The sequence below is a fragment of the Enterobacter sp. AC1 genome (assembly GCF_050434705.1).
GTDB lineage: Bacteria > Pseudomonadota > Gammaproteobacteria > Enterobacterales > Enterobacteriaceae > Enterobacter > Enterobacter cloacae_L.
In genome coordinates this window covers 222,011-240,410 of sequence record NZ_JBNDIZ010000004.1, presented here as the reverse complement: position 1 = coordinate 240,410, position 18,400 = coordinate 222,011, and the positions used below count along the sequence as shown (strand labels likewise).

18 protein-coding genes are annotated in these 18,400 nt (G+C 58.9%); 16 read left to right on the top strand and 2 right to left on the bottom strand.

Going from position 1 to position 18,400, the window contains the following annotated elements; genetic code table 11:
- Position 1 precedes the first annotated feature (1 nt).
- Complete coding sequence (hpaR, locus tag M2433_RS14320; RefSeq protein ID WP_429054946.1) at positions 2–445, bottom strand: homoprotocatechuate degradation operon regulator HpaR; 444 nt, start codon at positions 443–445, stop codon at positions 2–4.
- Between the two features lie 270 nt (positions 446–715).
- Between hpaR and hpaG the strand changes: the two genes are divergently transcribed.
- The 14 genes from hpaG to yjiA all read left to right on the top strand — a co-directional run bounded on the left by hpaG (position 716) and on the right by yjiA (position 15,669).
- Entirely contained in the window at positions 716–1,993 is a 1,278-nt protein-coding gene (gene hpaG, locus M2433_RS14315) for a 4-hydroxyphenylacetate degradation bifunctional isomerase/decarboxylase (RefSeq protein WP_429054945.1), read from the top strand.
- Complete coding sequence (gene hpaE / locus M2433_RS14310) at positions 1,990–3,456, top strand: 5-carboxymethyl-2-hydroxymuconate semialdehyde dehydrogenase (RefSeq protein WP_429054944.1); 1,467 nt, start codon at positions 1,990–1,992, stop codon at positions 3,454–3,456. Before hpaG ends, hpaE begins: the two co-directional genes overlap by 4 nt.
- Before the next feature lie 2 nt (positions 3,457–3,458).
- A complete protein-coding gene (gene hpaD, locus M2433_RS14305; RefSeq protein WP_032649922.1) occupies positions 3,459–4,310 on the top strand; it encodes a 3,4-dihydroxyphenylacetate 2,3-dioxygenase in 852 nt (283 codons plus the stop codon).
- Positions 4,311–4,319: 9 nt separating this feature from the next.
- Complete coding sequence (locus tag M2433_RS14300; RefSeq protein ID WP_429054942.1) at positions 4,320–4,700, top strand: 5-carboxymethyl-2-hydroxymuconate Delta-isomerase; 381 nt, start codon at positions 4,320–4,322, stop codon at positions 4,698–4,700.
- Positions 4,701–4,820: 120 nt separating this feature from the next.
- A complete protein-coding gene (gene hpaH, locus M2433_RS14295) occupies positions 4,821–5,624 on the top strand; it encodes a 2-oxo-hept-4-ene-1,7-dioate hydratase (protein ID WP_429054940.1) in 804 nt (267 codons plus the stop codon).
- Between the two features lie 9 nt (positions 5,625–5,633).
- Positions 5,634–6,431, top strand: a complete 798-nt coding sequence (gene hpaI / locus M2433_RS14290; protein ID WP_410975766.1) for a 4-hydroxy-2-oxoheptanedioate aldolase — start codon at positions 5,634–5,636, stop codon at positions 6,429–6,431.
- Positions 6,432–6,451: 20 nt separating this feature from the next.
- Positions 6,452–7,804 (top strand): 4-hydroxyphenylacetate permease, encoded by a 1,353-nt coding sequence (gene hpaX / locus M2433_RS14285; RefSeq protein ID WP_429054938.1) that lies wholly within the window; start codon positions 6,452–6,454, stop codon positions 7,802–7,804.
- Entirely contained in the window at positions 7,776–8,702 is a 927-nt protein-coding gene (gene hpaA, locus M2433_RS14280) for a 4-hydroxyphenylacetate catabolism regulatory protein HpaA (RefSeq protein WP_429054937.1), read from the top strand. Before hpaX ends, hpaA begins: the two co-directional genes overlap by 29 nt.
- A gap of 184 nt (positions 8,703–8,886) precedes the next feature.
- Positions 8,887–10,449 (top strand): 4-hydroxyphenylacetate 3-monooxygenase, oxygenase component, encoded by a 1,563-nt coding sequence (hpaB, locus tag M2433_RS14275; protein WP_429054935.1) that lies wholly within the window; start codon positions 8,887–8,889, stop codon positions 10,447–10,449.
- Positions 10,450–10,466: 17 nt separating this feature from the next.
- Entirely contained in the window at positions 10,467–10,976 is a 510-nt protein-coding gene (locus M2433_RS14270) for a 4-hydroxyphenylacetate 3-monooxygenase reductase subunit (protein ID WP_047346440.1), read from the top strand.
- Between the two features lie 179 nt (positions 10,977–11,155).
- Positions 11,156–12,073, top strand: a complete 918-nt coding sequence (locus M2433_RS14265; RefSeq protein ID WP_429054934.1) for a helix-turn-helix transcriptional regulator — start codon at positions 11,156–11,158, stop codon at positions 12,071–12,073.
- Positions 12,074–12,264: 191 nt separating this feature from the next.
- Positions 12,265–14,418, top strand: coding sequence for a carbon starvation CstA family protein (locus M2433_RS14260; protein WP_047346241.1), 2,154 nt, complete (start codon positions 12,265–12,267; stop codon positions 14,416–14,418).
- A gap of 83 nt (positions 14,419–14,501) precedes the next feature.
- Positions 14,502–14,705, top strand: a complete 204-nt coding sequence (locus M2433_RS14255) for a YbdD/YjiX family protein (RefSeq protein ID WP_003856610.1) — start codon at positions 14,502–14,504, stop codon at positions 14,703–14,705.
- 10 nt (positions 14,706–14,715) lie between these two features.
- Complete coding sequence (gene yjiA / locus M2433_RS14250) at positions 14,716–15,669, top strand: GTPase (RefSeq protein WP_429054930.1); 954 nt, start codon at positions 14,716–14,718, stop codon at positions 15,667–15,669.
- Between the two features lie 62 nt (positions 15,670–15,731).
- Here yjiA and M2433_RS14245 read toward each other — a convergent pair whose 3' ends face one another.
- On the bottom strand, positions 15,732–17,090 hold the full coding sequence (locus tag M2433_RS14245) for an esterase-like activity of phytase family protein (RefSeq protein ID WP_429054929.1): 1,359 nt from the start codon (positions 17,088–17,090) through the stop codon (positions 15,732–15,734).
- A 412-nt stretch (positions 17,091–17,502) separates the two neighbouring features.
- Between M2433_RS14245 and M2433_RS14240 the strand changes: the two genes are divergently transcribed.
- Both M2433_RS14240 and M2433_RS14235 read left to right on the top strand, forming a co-directional pair.
- Positions 17,503–18,048, top strand: coding sequence for a YfaZ family outer membrane protein (locus M2433_RS14240; protein WP_094917849.1), 546 nt, complete (start codon positions 17,503–17,505; stop codon positions 18,046–18,048).
- Positions 18,048–18,368, top strand: a complete 321-nt coding sequence (locus tag M2433_RS14235) for a hypothetical protein (protein WP_047346237.1) — start codon at positions 18,048–18,050, stop codon at positions 18,366–18,368. Before M2433_RS14240 ends, M2433_RS14235 begins: the two co-directional genes overlap by 1 nt.
- Positions 18,369–18,400: the final 32 nt, after the last annotated feature.

Here is an 18,400-nt window from a genome sequence, read left to right as displayed (position 1 = left end):
GTCACTCCTCTTCCCCGCGCCCGGCGACATGGCGGTTGCCGAGGGTAATAAACTCTTCCAGCAGCGCGGTCAGCTGCTTCATCTTCTCCGGCGTAAATTCCGCCTCAATCTGCTGATACGCCTCTTCCACCTGCGCCTGGGCGTGCTCGTACAGCGCGTTGCCCTCTTTGGTCAGCGAGACGTACAGCTTGCGCTGGTCGTTCATGGGCTTCAGGCGCAGCACCAGGCCATCGCGCTCCATCCGCGTCAGAATGCCCGTCAGGCTCGGGCGCAAAATACAGGTGCGAAACGCCAGATCGTGAAAATCCATCGACGGATGCTCAGCCAGCACGCGCACAATCCGCCACTGCTGCTCGGTCAGGTTATGTCGCTTCACAATCGGTCGGAAGTACGACATCGCCGCTTCCCGCGCCTGCAACAGCGCGATGGTTAATGAGTCATGCATAGCCTCTCCCAGCCAGTCATTAACAGGTAAACAATCACTAAAAGATGTTTTTATAAACAACAGCTTTTCTGCCATAAAGTCTAACAGAAACCCGTCATTTTTATTAACACCATGATTTATCAATCAATAAAAACCATTATGTAAATTTATTGTTATTCATATCACAAATTCTTCACTTCTGATTGCGAAATAAACAGCAAAAGCATAAAACCAGATCATTAACATATTAATGAAATCGCAACCCGGACCGCCGGGATGAGGAGTATGTGAATGAAAGGTACTGTTTTTGCCGTGGCGCTGAATCATCAAAGCCAGCGTGAAGCCTGGCGTGAGGCGTTCGAAAAAGCCCCCTACAACACCCCGCCGAAAACGGCGGTATGGTTCATCAAGCCGCATAACACGGTGATCCGCGCGGGCGAGCCGATTCCGTTCCCGCAGGGGGAAACGGTGCTAAGCGGCGCGACGGTGGCGCTGGTCGTGGGCAAAACCGCCAGCCGGGTGCGCGTGGAGGATGCCGCGGCGTACATCGCGGGATACGCGCTGGCCAACGAGGTGAGCCTGCCGGAAGAGAGCTTCTACCGCCCGGCCATCAAGGCCAAGTGCCGGGACGGGTTTTGCCCGCTCGGCGAACTTGTCGCCGTTGATAACGTGGATAACCTGACCATCATCACCGAGATCAATGGTCGCGAAGCGGACCACTGGAAAACCGCCGAACTGCAGCGCAGCGCCGCCGAGCTGCTGAGCGCCCTGAGCGAGTTTGCCACCCTGAATCCTGGCGATGCGATCCTGCTTGGCACCCCGCACGCTCGCGTGCCGCTGCAGCCGGGCGACCGCGTGCGCGTTCTGGCGGAAGGTTTTCCGCCGCTGGAAAACCCGGTGGTGGACGAACGCGACGTGGCCACCGCTCACGGCGCGCATCCGCACCCCACGCTGTTTGCCCTCGGCCTGAACTACGCCGATCACGCCAGCGAGCTGGACTTCAAGCCGCCAACCGAGCCGCTGGTGTTTATCAAAGCGCCAAACACCTTCAACGGCGACAAGCAGACCTCGGTGCGCCCGAACAACGTTGAGTACATGCACTACGAGGCGGAGCTGGTGGTGGTCATCGGGAAGACCGCGCGCAAGGTCAGTGAAGCCGACGCGATGGACTATGTTGCGGGCTACACGGTCTGCAACGACTACGCCATCCGCGACTACCTGGAAAACTACTACCGCCCGAACCTGCGGGTGAAAAGCCGCGACGGGCTGACGCCCATTTCCCCCAATATCGTGCCGAAAGCGGCCATTCCCGACCCGCATAACTTAGCTCTGCGCACCTTCGTGAACGGCGAGCTGCGCCAGGAAGGGACTACGGCGGATCTCATCTTCAGCATCCCGTTCCTGATTGCGTACCTGAGCGATTTTATGACCCTGCAGCCGGGCGACATGATTGCCACCGGCACGCCGAAGGGGCTGTCCGACGTGGTGCCGGGCGACGAAGTGGTCGTAGAAGTGGAAGGCGTGGGCCGCCTGGTGAACCGAATTGTCAGCGAGGAGACTGCAAAATGAAAAAAATTAACCACTGGATCAACGGTAAGAACGTCGCGGGAAGCGACTACTTCCACACCACCAACCCGGCCTCCGGCGAGGTATTAGCAGAAGTCGCCTCTGGCGGTGAAGCCGAGGTTCATCAGGCCGTGGCGGCCGCCAAAGAGGCCTTCCCGAAATGGGCTAACCTGCCGATGAAGGAGCGCGCGCGCCTGATGCGTCGCCTGGGGGATCTGATCGACCAGAACGTCCCGGAGATCGCCGCCATGGAAACTGCCGACACCGGCCTGCCGATCCACCAGACCAAAAACGTGCTCATTCCGCGCGCCTCGCACAACTTCGAGTTCTTCGCCGAGGTGTGCCAGCAGATGAACGGCAAAACCTACCCGGTTGACGACAAGATGCTGAACTACACCCTGGTGCAGCCGGTGGGCGTCTGCGCGCTGGTGTCGCCGTGGAACGTGCCGTTTATGACCGCCACCTGGAAGGTCGCGCCCTGCCTGGCCTTAGGCAATACCGCGGTGCTGAAGATGTCTGAACTCTCCCCGCTGACCGCCGACCGCCTGGGCGAGCTGGCGCTGGAGGCGGGCATTCCGGCGGGCGTGCTGAACGTGGTGCAGGGCTACGGCGCGACGGCGGGCGATGCGCTGGTGCGCCATCACGACGTGCGCGCCGTCTCCTTCACCGGCGGCACCGCCACCGGGCGCAACATCATGAAAAATGCCGGGCTGAAGAAATACTCCATGGAGCTGGGCGGCAAATCTCCGGTGCTGATTTTTGAAGATGCCGACATCGAGCGCGCGCTGGACGCCGCCCTGTTCACCATCTTCTCGATCAACGGTGAGCGCTGCACCGCGGGCTCGCGCATCTTTATCCAGCAGAGCATCTACCCGGAATTCGTGAAGCGCTTTGCCGAGCGCGCCAACCGCCTGCGCGTTGGGGATCCAAACGATCCGAATACCCAGATTGGCGCGCTCATCAGCAAGCAGCACTGGGAGAAGGTCTCCGGCTACATCCGCCTCGGCATCGAGGAAGGCGCAACCCTGCTGGCGGGCGGCCCGGACAAACCGACCGACCTGCCTGCGCACCTGAAGGGCGGCAATTTCCTGCGACCCACCGTGCTGGCGGACGTCGATAACCGCATGCGCGTGGCGCAGGAGGAGATCTTCGGGCCGGTGGCCTGCCTGCTGCCGTTTAAGGACGAAGCGGAAGGCCTGCGCCTGGCCAACGACGTGGAGTACGGCCTGGCGTCATACATCTGGACCCAGGACGTCAGCAAGGTGCTGCGCCTGGCGCGCAGCATCGAAGCCGGCATGGTGTTCGTCAACACCCAGAACGTGCGCGACCTGCGCCAGCCGTTTGGCGGTGTGAAGGCCTCCGGCACCGGGCGCGAGGGCGGCGAGTACAGCTTCGAGGTGTTCGCGGAGATGAAGAACGTCTGCATCTCCATGGGCGACCATCCGATTCCAAAATGGGGGATCTGACCATGGGTAAATTAGCATTAGCGGCAAAAATCACCCACGTACCATCGATGTACCTCTCCGAACTGCCGGGGAAAAACCACGGCTGCCGCCAGTCGGCCATCGACGGGCATAAAGAAATCAGCAAGCGCTGCCGCGAGCTGGGCGTGGACACCATCATCGTGTTCGATACCCACTGGCTGGTGAATAGCGCCTACCACATCAACTGTGCGGACCATTTTTCAGGCGTCTACACCAGTAACGAGCTGCCGCATTTTATCCGCGACATGACCTACGACTACGACGGCAACCCGGCACTCGGCCAGCTTATCGCCGACGAAGCGGTGAAGCTCGGCGTGCGTGCCAAAGCGCACAACATCCCGAGCCTCAAGCTGGAGTACGGCACGCTGGTGCCGATGCGCTACATGAACGCGGATAAGCACTTCAAAGTGATATCCATCTCGGCGTTCTGCACGGTTCACGACTTCGCCGACAGCCGCAGGCTGGGCGAAGCCATCGTCAGCGCCATCGAAAAATACGACGGCACCGTGGCGGTGCTCGCCAGCGGCTCGCTGTCGCACCGCTTTATCGACGACCAGCGCGCGGAAGAAGGGATGAACAGCTATACCCGCGAGTTCGACCGCCAGATGGACGAGCGCGTGGTGAAGCTGTGGCGCGAGGGTCAGTTTAAGGAGTTTTGCAGCATGCTGCCGGAGTACGCCGACTACTGCTACGGCGAGGGCAACATGCACGACACGGTGATGTTGCTGGGCATGCTCGGCTGGGACAAATACGATGGCAAGGTGGAGTTTCTCACCGAGCTGTTCGCCAGCTCCGGCACCGGCCAGGTCAACGCCGTTTTCCCCCTGCCCGCATAAGGAGCCACCATGCCGCATTTTATTGCTGAATGTACCGACAACATCCGCCAGCAGGCCGACCTGCCGGGGCTGTTCGCCAAAGTGAACGAGGCGCTCGCCGCCACGGGCATCTTCCCCCTCGGCGGTATCCGCAGCCGCGCCCACTGGCTGGACACCTGGCAGATGGCCGACGGCAGGCACGATTACGCCTTTGTGCATATGACGCTGAAGATTGGTGCCGGGCGCAGCCTGGAGAGCCGGGAAGCCGTGGGGGAGATGCTGTTTGGGCTGATCAAAACGCACTTCGCGGAGCTGATGGCCGCCCGCTATCTGGCGCTGTCGTTCGAGCTCGACGAGCTGCACCCGACGCTCAATTACAAACAAAACAACGTGCACGCGTTGTTTAAGTAATACCGTCCCCTCTCCCTTTGGGAGAGGGCTAGGGTGAGGGGATACCTCTGCGGCCTGATGCCCTCACCCCGTCCCTCTCCCCGTGGGAGAGGGAGAAAAAACATAAAACAGGATATCGCCATGCTCGACAAACATACCCATACCCTGATCGCCCACCGCCTGCATCAGGCGGAACAATCCCGGGAGCAGATTCGCGCGATCTCGCTGGAATACCCGGAGATCACGATTGAAGACGCCTACGCCGTCCAGCGCGAATGGGTCAGCCTGAAGATCGCCGAAGGCCGCGTGCTGAAGGGCCACAAGATCGGCCTCACTTCTAAGGCGATGCAGGCCAGCTCGCAGATCAGCGAGCCGGACTACGGCGCGCTGCTGGACGACATGTTCTTCCACGACGGCAGCGACATCCCCGTGGATCGCTTTATCGTCCCGCGCATCGAAGTGGAGCTGGCCTTCGTGCTGGCGAAGCCGCTGCGCGGCCCGAACTGCACGATCTTCGACGTCTACAACGCTACGGACTACGTCATCCCCGCGCTGGAGCTGATCGACGCCCGCTGCCACAACGTTGACCCGGAGACCCAGCGCCCGCGCAAGGTCTTCGACACCATCTCCGATAACGCCGCTAACGCGGGGGTGATCCTCGGCGGCCGTCCGATTAAGCCCGACGCGCTGGATCTGCGCTGGATCTCCGCCCTGCTCTACCGCAACGGCGTGATCGAAGAGACCGGCGTAGCCGCAGGGGTGCTCAACCACCCGGCCAACGGCGTGGCGTGGCTGGCCAACAAGCTGGCCTCTTACGACGTGCAGCTTGAGCCCGGCCAGATCATCCTCGGCGGCTCCTTTACCCGCCCGGTGCCCGCCAGCAGAGGCGACACCTTCCACGTGGACTACGGCAATATGGGCTCCATCAGCTGCCGCTTTGTTTAGGAGAGAACGATGCAAAACGCATTTAAAGCAGCGCTGCAGGCAGGCCGTCCGCAAATCGGTTTATGGCTGGGGCTGACCAGCAGCTACAGCGCCGAGCTGCTGGCAGGGGCAGGTTTCGACTGGCTGCTGATCGACGGCGAGCACGCGCCGAACAGCGTGCAGACCGTGTTAACTCAATTACAGGCCATCGCGCCCTATCCCAGCCAGCCGGTGGTCCGCCCGTCGTGGAACGACCCGGTACAAATCAAACAGCTGCTGGACGTGGGGGCACAAACCCTGCTGGTGCCGATGGTGCAAAACGCCGAAGAAGCCCGTCTGGCGGTACGTTCCACCCGCTACCCGCCCGCGGGCATCCGCGGCGTCGGCAGCGCCCTGGCGCGCGCCTCGCGTTGGAACCGCATTCCGGATTACCTCCAGCAGGCTAACGACGCCATGTGCGTGCTGGTGCAGATCGAAACCCGCGAGGCGCTGAAAAATCTGCCGCAGATCCTGGACGTGGACGGCGTCGACGGCGTGTTTATCGGCCCGGCGGATCTGAGCGCCGACATGGGCTTTGCCGGCAATCCGCAGCACCCGGAGGTGCAGGCCGCCATTGAGCAGGCGATCGCGCAGATACGCGCCGCCGGTAAAGCGCCCGGCATCCTGATGGCGAACGAGCAGCTGGCAAAACGCTACCTTGAACTCGGCGCGCTGTTTGTCGCCGTCGGCGTCGACACTACCCTGCTCGCCCGCGGCGCGGAAGCGCTGGCGGCACGCTTTATCGAACAACCGGTTACGTCAGTTAATAACAATAAATCCGTCTACTAACGTAAGATCTGGAGCGCACCATGACGACCTCTACCCTGCAAACCCATGATAATAAAGCTGTTGAACATCGCGCCATTAGCAAGCTGTTCCGTCGCCTGATCGTCTTTCTCTTTATCCTGTTTGTCTTTTCGTTTCTCGATCGCATCAATATCGGCTTTGCCGGGCTGACGATGGGTAAAGATCTGGGCCTTACGTCGACCATGTTTGGCCTGGCCGCGACGCTGTTTTACGTCACCTACGTGCTGTGCGGCATCCCGAGCAACATCATGCTGGCGAAAATCGGCGCGCGGCGCTGGATCGCCGGGATCATGGTGGTGTGGGGCATCGCCTCCACCTGCACCATGTTCGCCACCAGCCCTGAAACGCTCTACGTCCTGCGCATGCTGGTAGGCATTGCCGAAGCGGGCTTCCTGCCGGGGATCCTGGTCTATCTCACCTGGTGGTTCCCGGCCTATCACCGCGCCCGCGCCAATGCGCTGTTTATGATCGCCATGCCGGTGACCATGATGCTCGGCTCGATCCTCTCCGGCTATATTCTGGCGATGGACGGGCTGTGGAACCTGAAGGGCTGGCAGTGGCTGTTCCTGCTGGAGGGGCTACCGTCGGTGGTGCTCGGCGTGGTGACCTGGTTTTACCTCAACGACACGCCGGATCAGGCCACCTGGCTGGACGATGACGAAAAGCAGGCGCTGAAAACCATGATCGCCCGCGAGCAGGAGGTCGCCATTGCCCAATCCGTCACGCCGCGCTCGACGCTGCGCGAAGTGCTGACCCCAGCGGTGCTGCTCTACACGCTGGCCTACTTCTGCCTGACTAACACGCTCAGCGCAATCAACATCTGGACGCCGCAGATCCTGCAAAGCTTCAACACGGGGAGCAGCAATATCGTTATCGGCCTGCTGGCGGCGATCCCGCAGTTTTGTACCATCCTCGGGATGATCTGGTGGAGCCGCCGCTCCGACAGGCTGAAAGAGCGAAAAAAGCACACCATCCTGCCGTACCTGTTCGCCGCGGCGGGATGGATGCTGGCCTCGGCCACCGATCACAGCCTGATCCAGCTGCTTGGCATCATTATGGCCTCAACCGGATCCTTTACCGCCATGGCGATATTCTGGACCACGCCGGATCGGGTGATTAGCCTGCAGTCCCGCGCCGTGGCGCTGGCGGTGATCAACGCCATTGGCAACGTGGGTTCTGCCGTCAGCCCATTGCTGATTGGGATCCTGCGCGACGCCACCGGCAGCTTCAGCTCCGGGCTGTGGTTCGTGGCCGGGCTGCTGGTGGTCGGCGCGCTGGTGCTGACGCGCATTCCGATGACGCAGCGGGATCAACAGAGGAACGATCGTGTGCCAGAGCCCCATCGCCAACATTGATATCAGCAAGGAGTACGACGAAAGCCTGGGCACCGACGATGTGCACTACCAGTCGTTCGCCCGCATGGCGGCCTTTTTTGGCCGCGACATGCAGGCGCATCGTCACGACCAGTACTTTCAGATGCACTTTCTCGATACCGGGCAGATTGAGCTCCAGCTCGACGATCACCGCTACTCGGTGCAGGCCCCGCTGTTCGTCCTGACGCCGCCGTCGGTGCCGCACGCGTTTATCACCGAATCCGACAGCGACGGGCACGTGCTGACGGTGCGCGAGGATCTGATCTGGCCTCTGCTGGAGGTGCTTTACCCCGGCACGCGGGAAGCGTTTGGCCTGCCGGGGATCTGTCTCTCGCTGGCCGACAGGCCGGACGAGCTGGCGGCCCTGAAGCACTACTGGCAGCTCATTGCCCGGGAATCCACGGAACAACTGCCGGGGCGCGAGCATACCCTGGTCCTGCTGGCGCAGGCGGTCTTTACCCTGCTACTGCGCAACGCAAAGCTCGACGACCACGCTTCAGGCGGAATGCGCGGCGAGCTGAAGCTGTTCCAGCGCTTTACCCAGCTGATTGACGCGCACTACCACCAGCACTGGACGGTGCCGGAATACGCCAGCGAGCTGCACCTGACCGAATCCCGCCTGACCGATATCTGCCGCCGCTTCGCCAACCGACCGCCAAAGCGGCTGATCTTCGACCGGCAGCTACGTGAAGCGAGGCGGCTGCTGCTCTTTTCCGACAGCGCGGTCAGCGAGATTGCCTGGCAGCTGGGGTTTAAGGATCCGGCTTACTTTGCCCGGTTTTTTAACCGCTTAGTGGGGTGCTCGCCGAGCGCGTACCGGGCGCAGAAAGTACCGGTCTCCCCTCACCCCGGCCCTCTCCCCATAGGGGAGAGGGTGTAATTGTTCCCTCTCCCCTTTGGGGAGAGGGTTAGGGTGAGGGGACAACGATCACAAATCCCCTCACCACCCGAAAAGTACCCGCCGTTGTCCCAAACGTCCCTTCACGTCCCACCCTTCTCAGGCTTCAATTAAACAACAAAAACAAAACATAAATTTAACAATACAATTCCGATACGAGGTCCCTATGAAGCCAGAAGATTTCCGCGCAGATGCCAAACGTCCGTTAACCGGCGAAGAGTATTTAAAAAGCCTGCAGGACGGTCGTGAGATTTACATCTACGGCGAACGCGTCAAAGATGTCACCACCCATCCGGCGTTTCGCAACGCGGCGGCCTCCATCGCGCAGATGTACGACGCGCTGCACAAGCCGGACATGCAGGACACGCTGTGCTGGGGCACCGACACCGGCAGCGGCGGTTATACGCATAAGTTCTTCCGCGTGGCGAAAAGCGCCGACGACCTGCGCCAGCAGCGCGACGCCATCGCCGAGTGGTCACGCCTGAGCTACGGCTGGATGGGCCGCACGCCGGACTACAAAGCCGCGTTCGGCTGCGCGCTCGGCGCTAACCCGGCCTTCTACGGCCAGTTCGAGCAGAACGCCCGTAACTGGTACACCCGCATTCAGGAAACCGGCCTGTACTTCAACCACGCCATCGTGAACCCGCCGATCGACCGCCACAAGCCGGCGGACGAGGTGAAGGACGTCTACATCAAGCTGGAGAAAGAGACCGACGCCGGGATCATCGTCAGCGGGGCGAAAGTGGTGGCCACCAACTCGGCGCTGACCCACTACAACATGATCGGCTTCGGCTCCGCGCAGGTGATGGGCGAAAACCCGGACTTCGCGCTAATGTTCGTCGCGCCGATGGACGCCGAAGGCGTGAAGCTGATCTCCCGCGCCTCTTACGAAATGGTGGCAGGCGCAACCGGCTCCCCGTACGACTACCCGCTCTCCAGCCGATTTGACGAGAACGATGCGATCCTGGTGATGGATCACGTGCTGATCCCGTGGGAAAACGTGCTGATTTACCGCGATTTCGACCGCTGCCGTCGCTGGACGATGGAGGGCGGCTTTGCGCGAATGTACCCGCTGCAGGCCTGCGTGCGCCTGGCGGTGAAGCTCGACTTCATCACCGCCCTGCTGAAGAAATCGCTCGAGTGCACCGGTACCCTGGAGTTCCGCGGCGTGCAGGCGGATCTCGGCGAAGTGGTGGCCTGGCGCAACATGTTCTGGGCACTGAGCGACTCCATGTATTCTGAAGCCACCCCGTGGGTGAACGGCGCTTACCTTCCGGATCACGCCGCGCTGCAAACCTACCGCGTGATGGCGCCGATGGCCTACGCGAAGATCAAGAACATCATCGAGCGTAACGTGACGTCCGGTCTGATCTACCTCCCGTCCAGCGCCCGGGATTTGAACAACCCGCAGATCGACCAGTATCTGGCGAAATACGTGCGCGGCTCCAACGGCATGGATCACGTCGAACGCATCAAGATTTTGAAGCTGATGTGGGATGCCATCGGCAGCGAGTTTGGCGGCCGTCACGAGCTGTATGAGATCAACTACTCCGGCAGCCAGGATGAAATTCGCCTGCAGTGTCTGCGCCAGGCGCAGAGCTCCGGCAACATGGACAAGATGATGGCGATGGTCGACCGCTGCATGTCCGAATACGACCAACACGGCTGGACGGTGCCGCACCTGCACAACAACAGCGATATCAACATGCTGGATAAGCTGCTGAAATAATGCAGCGGGAGGTTTTCATGCAATCAGAACAACGCCTGCGTTTTCGCGACGCCATGGCCAGCCTGTCGGCCGCGGTCAATGTAGTCACTACCGAGGGCGAGGCGGGCCGCTGCGGCATTACCGCCACCGCCGTCTGTTCGGTCACGGACACCCCGCCGTCGGTCATGGTGTGCATCAATGCCAACAGCGCCATGAACCCGGTATTCCAGGGCAACGGCAGGCTGTGCGTTAACGTGCTGAACCACGAGCAGGAGATCATGGCTCGCCACTTCGCCGGGATGACCGGCATGGCGATGGAGGATCGCTTTGCCCTCTCCTGCTGGCAGAAAGGCCCGCTGGCGCAGCCGGTGCTCAAAGGGGCGCTGGCCAGCCTTGAAGGCGAGATTAGCCAGGTGCAAACCATCGGCACGCATCTTGTTTATCTCGTTGAAGTTAAGAACATCATCCTGAGTGATGCGGGACACGGCCTGATCTACTTCAAACGCCGTTTCCACCCGGTCATGCTGGAGACGGAAGTCGCCGTATAATTCCCCCCTCGCGCTGGCCTTTTTCCCGGCCAGCGCCGCTTTCTGCAAAAACTCCTAAGGTTTCCGCTAAATCACGCCGTTATATACCCATAAGAGAAATTTTCTGTGCCTGAATACTGACACCGCACGTCAGTGCACCCGCATCATTCAGCGCATACCTAAATATACAGGATGACCTTATGGCTAAAACGACGCGGAGCCGCTCGGCTGAACGTATGGTCGATATTCTCCTTGAGCTACATTTAAACGGTGTGGTCAACCGCAGTGCGCTAATGGAAAAATTTAAAATTACCGAGCGTACCGTTTATCGGGATTTAAATGCCCTCTCTCCCATTGTTGAACATACCGGTAACGGGCTATATCGGCTGATCCATTCTGCACAATCGCCCGGCGGGCAAGGCTTACATCACACCCTTGCTAACTTCCTGAATGCCGACAGTTTTTTTCCTGACAGAAATACGGAATTCTGGCAAAAGCTGGAAGCGCGCGTTGACGAAAACCATATTCTTATTCTTGCGAATGAAGCCGAACACACGGTACAGCGCGATATTCGCCGTCATTTAACGAAAATCGAGAAATCGATTAAAAACCATAATGTTTGCCAGATAGTTTATAAGGGTAAAACCCGGCTGATTAATCCCTATAAACTCATTAACAAAAAAAATATATGGTATTTACAAGCCACCGAAAATAGCCGCCTGAAATCCTTCTCGCTGAGCCAGATTAGCTGGTTTGATATTCAGAAAACGACATTCATCCCGGAAGAAAATGTCCTTGAGCTGCTGGAAAAAAGCCTCGACCCCTGGGTATCAGAAAATACTTTCGCGGTGAAAATATTCATCAAGGATAATATTTCACATTACTTTCTGCGCCGCGATCTTCTGCCGGAACAGGAACTGCTGGAGGAGCAGCAGGACGGCGTCACGCTGCGCTGCCAGGCGGCACACGAGAACCAGATCCTGCCGCTGCTGTTCTACTGGCTGCCCAATATCCAGATTCTGGAGCCGAGCTGGCTAAAGGAGAAGCTCATCAGAACGCTGGAGGGCTATCTGGCCGTGGAACGTAATCCGAATAATCAAGTGATCTCAATCACATAATTTCGCCCACCGGCGGCGAGCCGAAACCGCTCGTCGCCCCCTTTGACCGCTCACCCGGTACTTTCAACCACTCATTCATTTACCGTCCTTTACACGCGCGTGGATCTGGCACGATCGCTCCAGCATTAATCAATACCTCCTCACAACGAACCCTGACCCTTTTTTCTTTACATAAAAAACCAGGTCTTACTATGGATACTAAAAAACTACTGAAGCACGTGCCCTGGGCCTTACTCGGGATCCTCGGCGCTTTTTGTCTGGCGGTTGTCGCATTACGCCGGGGCGAACACGTAAGCGCCCTGTGGATCGTGGTCGCGTCCGTTTCCGTCTATCTTGTGGCTTATCGCTACTACAGCCTGTACATCGCGCAGAAGGTCATGAAGCTCGACCCGACGCGCGCCACGCCGGCGGTCATTAACAATGACGGCCTGAACTACGTGCCCACCAACCGCTACGTGCTGTTTGGTCACCACTTTGCCGCTATCGCCGGCGCAGGCCCGCTGGTCGGCCCGGTGCTGGCCGCGCAGATGGGCTACCTTCCGGGTACCCTGTGGCTGCTCGCTGGCGTAGTGCTGGCGGGTGCGGTGCAGGACTTTATGGTGCTGTTTATCTCTTCTCGCCGTAACGGCGCGTCTCTGGGTGAGATGGTCAAAGAAGAGATGGGCCGCGTGCCGGGGACTATCGCCCTGTTCGGCTGCTTCCTGATTATGATCATCATCCTCGCGGTGCTGGCGCTGATCGTGGTGAAAGCGCTGGCCGAAAGCCCGTGGGGCGTCTTCACCGTCTGCTCTACCGTACCAATCGCGCTGTTCATGGGGATCTACATGCGATTCCTGCGTCCGGGACGCGTGGGTGAAGTGTCGGTGATTGGTATCGTGCTGCTGGTCGCCTCCATCTACTTCGGTGGCGTGATTGCGCACGACCCGTACTGGGGACCGGCGCTGACCTTCAAGGACACCACCATCACCTTCGCGCTGATCGGTTACGCGTTTATCTCCGCGCTGCTGCCGGTCTGGCTGATTCTGGCGCCGCGTGACTACCTGGCGACCTTCCTCAAAATCGGCGTGATCGTCGGTCTGGCGATCGGCATCCTGGTGATCAACCCGGACCTGAAAATGCCGGCAGTGACCCAGTACATCGACGGTACCGGCCCGCTGTGGAAAGGCGCCCTGTTCCCGTTCCTGTTCATCACCATCGCCTGCGGTGCGGTCTCCGGCTTCCACGCCCTGATTGCCTCCGGTACCACGCCTAAGCTGCTGGCGAACGAGAAAGACGCGCGTCTGATCGGCTACGGTGCCATGCTGATGGAGTCCTTCGTGGCGATCATGGCGCTGGTTGCTGCGTCCATCATCGAACCGGGTCTCTACTTCGCGATGAACACCCCGCCTGCTGGCCTCGGCATTACCATGCCAAACCTGCACGAGATGGGCGGTGACAACGCGGCGCTGATTATGGCGCAGCTGAAAGACGCGAGCGCACACGCTGCGGCGACCGTCAGCTCCTGGGGCTTCGTGATTTCGCCTGAGCAGATTATGCAAACCGCGAAAGACATTGGCGAACCGTCCGTGCTAAACCGCGCCGGTGGCGCACCGACGCTGGCCGTGGGTATCGCACACGTGTTCCACAAAGTGCTGCCGTGGGCGGACATGGGCTTCTGGTACCACTTCGGTATTCTGTTCGAAGCGCTGTTCATCCTCACCGCGCTGGATGCGGGTACCCGTGCGGGCCGCTTCATGCTGCAGGACCTGCTCGGTAACTTCGTGCCGTTCCTGAAGAAAACCGACTCTCTGGTCGCCGGTATTCTCGGTACCGCGGGCTGCGTAGGCCTGTGGGGCTACCTGCTGTATCAGGGCGTTGTCGACCCGCTCGGCGGCGTGAAGAGCCTGTGGCCGCTGTTCGGTATCTCTAACCAGATGCTCGCAGCCGTTGCTCTGGTGCTGGGTACCGTGGTCCTCGTGAAGATGAAACGCACCAAATACATCTGGGTCACCGTGGTGCCCGCGCTGTGGCTGCTGCTCTGCACCACCTGGGCGCTTGGCCTGAAGCTGTTCAGCGCCAACCCGCAGCTGGAAGGCTTCTTCTTCATGGCTAACCAGTACAAAGAGAAGATTGCCGCAGGCGGCGCGGATCTGACCGCGCAGCAGATTGCCAACATGAACCATATCGTGGTGAACAACTACACCAACGCGGGTCTGAGCATTCTGTTCCTGGTGGTGGTGTACAGCATCATCTTCTACGGCATCAAAACCTGGCTGAAGGTGCGTAACGCCGACGGTCGTACGGATAAAGAAACCCCGTACGTGCCGGTGCCGGAAGGCGGCGTGAAGACCTCTTCGCACCATTAATCCGCAAACATCCCCTCACCCTAACCCTCTCCCCAAAGGGGAGAGGGCCGGGGTGAGGGGTGCTTTTCTGTCTGGAACCCACAATGTTTGGTAACTTAGGCGAAGCAAAAAAATACCTCGGTCAGGCGGCAAAAATGCTGATTGGCATTCCGGACTATGACAACTACGTTGAACATATGAAGACCAACCATCCGGATAAGCCGTACATGACCTACACCGAATTCTTCCGCGAGCGGCAGGAAGCACGCTACGGCGGAAGTGGAGAAGGCGGCGTCCGCTGCTGCTAAAGGAGAGACCATGACCCCGATTGCCGTTACCCTGCTGACCGGTTTCCTCGGCGCCGGTAAAACCACCCTGCTGCGCCACATCCTGAACGAGCAGCACGGCTTCAAAATCGCCGTCATTGAAAACGAGTTTGGCGAGGTCTCCGTTGACGACCAGCTGATCGGCGATCGCGCCACCCAGATCAAAACCCTGACCAACGGCTGCATCTGCTGTACCCGCTCTAACGAGCTGGAAGACGCCCTGCTGGACCTGCTCGACAGCCGCGATCGCGGTGACATCGACTTCGACCGTCTGGTGATCGAGTGCACCGGCATGGCCGACCCGGGGCCGATTATTCAGACCTTTTTCTCGCACGAGATTCTTTGCCAGCGCTATCTGCTGGACGGCGTCATTGCCCTGGTCGATGCGGTCCACGCCGATGACCAGATGAACCAGTTCACCATCGCCCAGTCTCAGGTGGGCTACGCTGACCGCATCCTGCTGACCAAAACCGACGTGGCGGGCGAAAGCGTTAAGCTGCGCGAACGCCTGGCGCGCATCAACTCCCGCGCGCCGGTTTACACGGTGACGCACGGCGATATCGATCTGTCTCAGCTGTTCAACACCAACGGCTTTATGCTGGAAGAGAACGTCACCGCGAAGCCGCGCTTCCACTTTATGGGCGATAAGCAAAACGACGTGGCGTCGATTGTGGTGGAGCTGGACTACCCGGTGGACATCAGCGACGTGTCCCGCGTAATGGAAAACCTGCTGCTGTCGTTTGCCGACAAGCTGCTGCGCTACAAGGGGATGCTGTGGATTGACGGCGAGCCGAACCGCCTGCTGTTCCAGGGCGTACAGCGCCTGTACAGCGCCGACTGGGACAGGCCGTGGGGCGATGAACCGCCGCACAGCGTGATGGTGTTTATTGGCATCCAGCTGCCGGAAGAGGAGATTCGGGCGGCGTTTGCAGGGCTGAAGAAATAACCGCACCGAACATCCCCTCTCCCCTATGGGGAGAGGGCTAGGGTGAGGGGTAAGCCCTGGTATTATTTCACCGCCTCCGCCAGCGTCACAATCCACAGCTCGCTGTCTGACTCCGGCTTCTTCAGCGGCTTCACGCTGAGGGTGGTTTCAACCGGTTTATCATCCAGCGTCAGCTTGCCTTCCGCGTTCACCCGGTAATCCTTGAGCTTTTTGCCCTCGACCGGATTTTGCATCGCCACCTTCACGCCAAAGTCGTTATCGTTCGCCACCGCAAGCGTTTTGCTGTCGATCAGCGCCAGCCCTTCGGCCTTCTCCTGCTGCCAGCCAAGGGCGCGCAAATCGACAACCTGAGTTTTAGACGCAAGGGTAATACCGCGCTGCGCCAGGGTTTTCTCATCATCAAACTCCGGGTACTCGCCCGGCTTGTCGAAGGCGGTCAGGTCGCTCGCCTTGCTGAGATCCACCTTGTAAATCAGATTACGCATTCCGTCGTTTTTATCGCTTCCCTGCTCAATCAGCAGGATGTGCTGATCATCAAGCGCCACGATGTCGCCGATTTTGGCGTCGCTATTTTTGTCGTAGGCCGCGCTGTCGATGGGGTAACCGTACATCGCGGTTTTCCCGGTCGCCGGGTCGAAGCTCACCAGACGCGTAAACAGCGCCTGTTTTTTGCTCTTGCCGTCGATATCCAGCGTACTTTGTACGGCGGCGATAATACGCCCGTCCGGCATATGGGTCAGGCCTTCAAAGCCCCGGTTCGCCTGGCGCCATTTGATGATGTTTGGCAGACCACCCGCGATGGATTTCTCCCCTTCTGCCGCCTGCGGCCCGTGGATAGCCAGGATTTTCCCTTTGCTGTCGACGTTAATCAGGAACGGGCCATACTCGTCGCACAGCCAGTATCCGCCCTTGCCGTCCGGCGTGATGCCTTCCGTGTCCAGCCCGCGGTTGTCCCCCTTCAGCGTCTTTAACGTGTCGCTGAATGCCACTTCATTGGTGGAGCCAATCACGCCGCTTTGCAGCGGCAGACCGTTGATCTCGCCTTTATCGTCATGCAGCGGGCGGGCATCCGTTGCCTCTGCCTTGCCGTTCTGGACGCGAATGGTCATCAGCAGCGGCGCGAAATCCGGCGTAACAAAAATTTTGGCTTCGTTTTTCCCGCTTTTTGGCGCATCCGCGTTCGGACCGCGATCGGTCACGGTGGCAAAGGTCAGGGCATCGCCCTGCTTGCCCGTAAACAGCAGGCCAGAGCCAATGCCGACAGGGAGTCCATGCGGGAACGCATCGGCAAATGCGCCGCTGTAGCTCACGTGTGACCCTTCGGGGAAGCTGACGACATAGCGTTCAGCCGTGGGCTGTGCCGCCAGGCCAGAGAAAGAGAGCGCACAACCGATAAGCACAGGAATAATTTTTCTTTTCATATTGTTAGCATCCAGTTAGTGAAGCCAACAACGTAAAGAATAAACGTGTCAGAAAAATGACATGAAATGGGCAATCGCATGGGTGAGTGAACGTATATTTATCGCCCAAAATGTAATGATTTGTTGTTTTGTGTGTCACCAGAAACACTTTTGGAAATTATTAGAAACCCAATTAATTCAAGCCAAATCACTATTCCCGCCTCGTTCAGTTTATGTTTAGTCAAAAAACTAAACCGCTTCTAAACGACGAAAAAATTCCCGGTTGACGCCTTTGCAACAAAACACCACCGCAACATTTAAAAATAAAACAATTAACAACCTCAGCATAAAAGCTCGATACCTGTCACATTTGCAGTCGTAAACATCACTTGTTAAGGTGCGCACAGATGAATTTAATGACGAGGCAAAAAACATGAAAAAACTGAATATCCTTCTTCTTTCTGCCCTGGCTGCAGTATCAGGTTCCGCACTGGCGATGGGCGGCACCATTGAGCAGGGTAAAAACTTTACTAACCTCAATCTGGAAATGGGTAAATCCTCATCCGGTGTTTATCTCGAAAGTAACTGGCTCAAAAACACCGATGACGGTACCCAGACCGGCGGCGTTGGCGCAGGCTACAACCTGGAAGTGGGTCCGGTGATGCTGAATGCGGGTGCGAAGGCAATCTACCTCGGCCCGAAAAAAGGCGATAACGGCGTGGCCTTCCCGATTGGTGGCGGCGTAAACGTTGCGCTGACCGACAGCATCCACGTGTATGGTGAAGGCTATGCTGCACCAGAAGGCCTGAACAACAGCGTGAAAAACTACGTCGAAGCCAACGGCGGCGTAAGCTGGACGCCTATTACGCCAGTGACCCTGAAAGTGGGTTACCGCCACGTGAGCGTTGATGGCAAAGACGGCCGTCCTGGCCACACGCTGATTGACGGCGCATATGTAGGCGGTGGAGTCACCTTCTGATGAAACACCGCATTACCGCGCTTTGCGTTCTGAGCCTCACGCTGATGCTCACCGGCTGCGTCCAGTACAAATGGGTGAAACCGGGCGTCAGCGACGCCGAAATGAATAAAAAGCTCACGGAATGCGAAGCGCAGGCACTGATCGATCTGCCCCCGGATAACGTCGTGACCGGTTCGAGCTCGGAAAAAACGGACAAATCGAAAAAGAAAAAGGACACTTCCACGAGCTACACGGTTGAAGACGCGAATGAATATCGCCGCGGTACGTTAGTCGACAGCTGCATGTTCAAAAGCGGCTGGGACAAGATCGAAGTGCAATAACCCCTTAAAAAAACCTGCCGACTGGCAGGTTT

What these genes read in the sequence shown, in the direction of transcription:
- hpaR (WP_429054946.1), bottom strand. Translation starts at nt 445, where the DNA reads ATGCATGACTCATTAACCATCGCGCTGTTGCAGGCGCGGGAAGCGGCG.
- hpaG (WP_429054945.1), top strand. Translation starts at nt 716, where the DNA reads ATGAAAGGTACTGTTTTTGCCGTGGCGCTGAATCATCAAAGCCAGCGT.
- hpaE (WP_429054944.1), top strand. Translation starts at nt 1,990, where the DNA reads ATGAAAAAAATTAACCACTGGATCAACGGTAAGAACGTCGCGGGAAGC.
- hpaD (WP_032649922.1), top strand. Translation starts at nt 3,459, where the DNA reads ATGGGTAAATTAGCATTAGCGGCAAAAATCACCCACGTACCATCGATG.
- M2433_RS14300 (WP_429054942.1), top strand. Translation starts at nt 4,320, where the DNA reads ATGCCGCATTTTATTGCTGAATGTACCGACAACATCCGCCAGCAGGCC.
- hpaH (WP_429054940.1), top strand. Translation starts at nt 4,821, where the DNA reads ATGCTCGACAAACATACCCATACCCTGATCGCCCACCGCCTGCATCAG.
- hpaI (WP_410975766.1), top strand. Translation starts at nt 5,634, where the DNA reads ATGCAAAACGCATTTAAAGCAGCGCTGCAGGCAGGCCGTCCGCAAATC.
- hpaX (WP_429054938.1), top strand. Translation starts at nt 6,452, where the DNA reads ATGACGACCTCTACCCTGCAAACCCATGATAATAAAGCTGTTGAACAT.
- hpaB (WP_429054935.1), top strand. Translation starts at nt 8,887, where the DNA reads ATGAAGCCAGAAGATTTCCGCGCAGATGCCAAACGTCCGTTAACCGGC.
- M2433_RS14270 (WP_047346440.1), top strand. Translation starts at nt 10,467, where the DNA reads ATGCAATCAGAACAACGCCTGCGTTTTCGCGACGCCATGGCCAGCCTG.
- M2433_RS14265 (WP_429054934.1), top strand. Translation starts at nt 11,156, where the DNA reads ATGGCTAAAACGACGCGGAGCCGCTCGGCTGAACGTATGGTCGATATT.
- M2433_RS14260 (WP_047346241.1), top strand. Translation starts at nt 12,265, where the DNA reads ATGGATACTAAAAAACTACTGAAGCACGTGCCCTGGGCCTTACTCGGG.
- M2433_RS14255 (WP_003856610.1), top strand. Translation starts at nt 14,502, where the DNA reads ATGTTTGGTAACTTAGGCGAAGCAAAAAAATACCTCGGTCAGGCGGCA.
- yjiA (WP_429054930.1), top strand. Translation starts at nt 14,716, where the DNA reads ATGACCCCGATTGCCGTTACCCTGCTGACCGGTTTCCTCGGCGCCGGT.
- M2433_RS14245 (WP_429054929.1), bottom strand. Translation starts at nt 17,090, where the DNA reads ATGAAAAGAAAAATTATTCCTGTGCTTATCGGTTGTGCGCTCTCTTTC.
- M2433_RS14240 (WP_094917849.1), top strand. Translation starts at nt 17,503, where the DNA reads ATGAAAAAACTGAATATCCTTCTTCTTTCTGCCCTGGCTGCAGTATCA.
- M2433_RS14235 (WP_047346237.1), top strand. Translation starts at nt 18,048, where the DNA reads ATGAAACACCGCATTACCGCGCTTTGCGTTCTGAGCCTCACGCTGATG.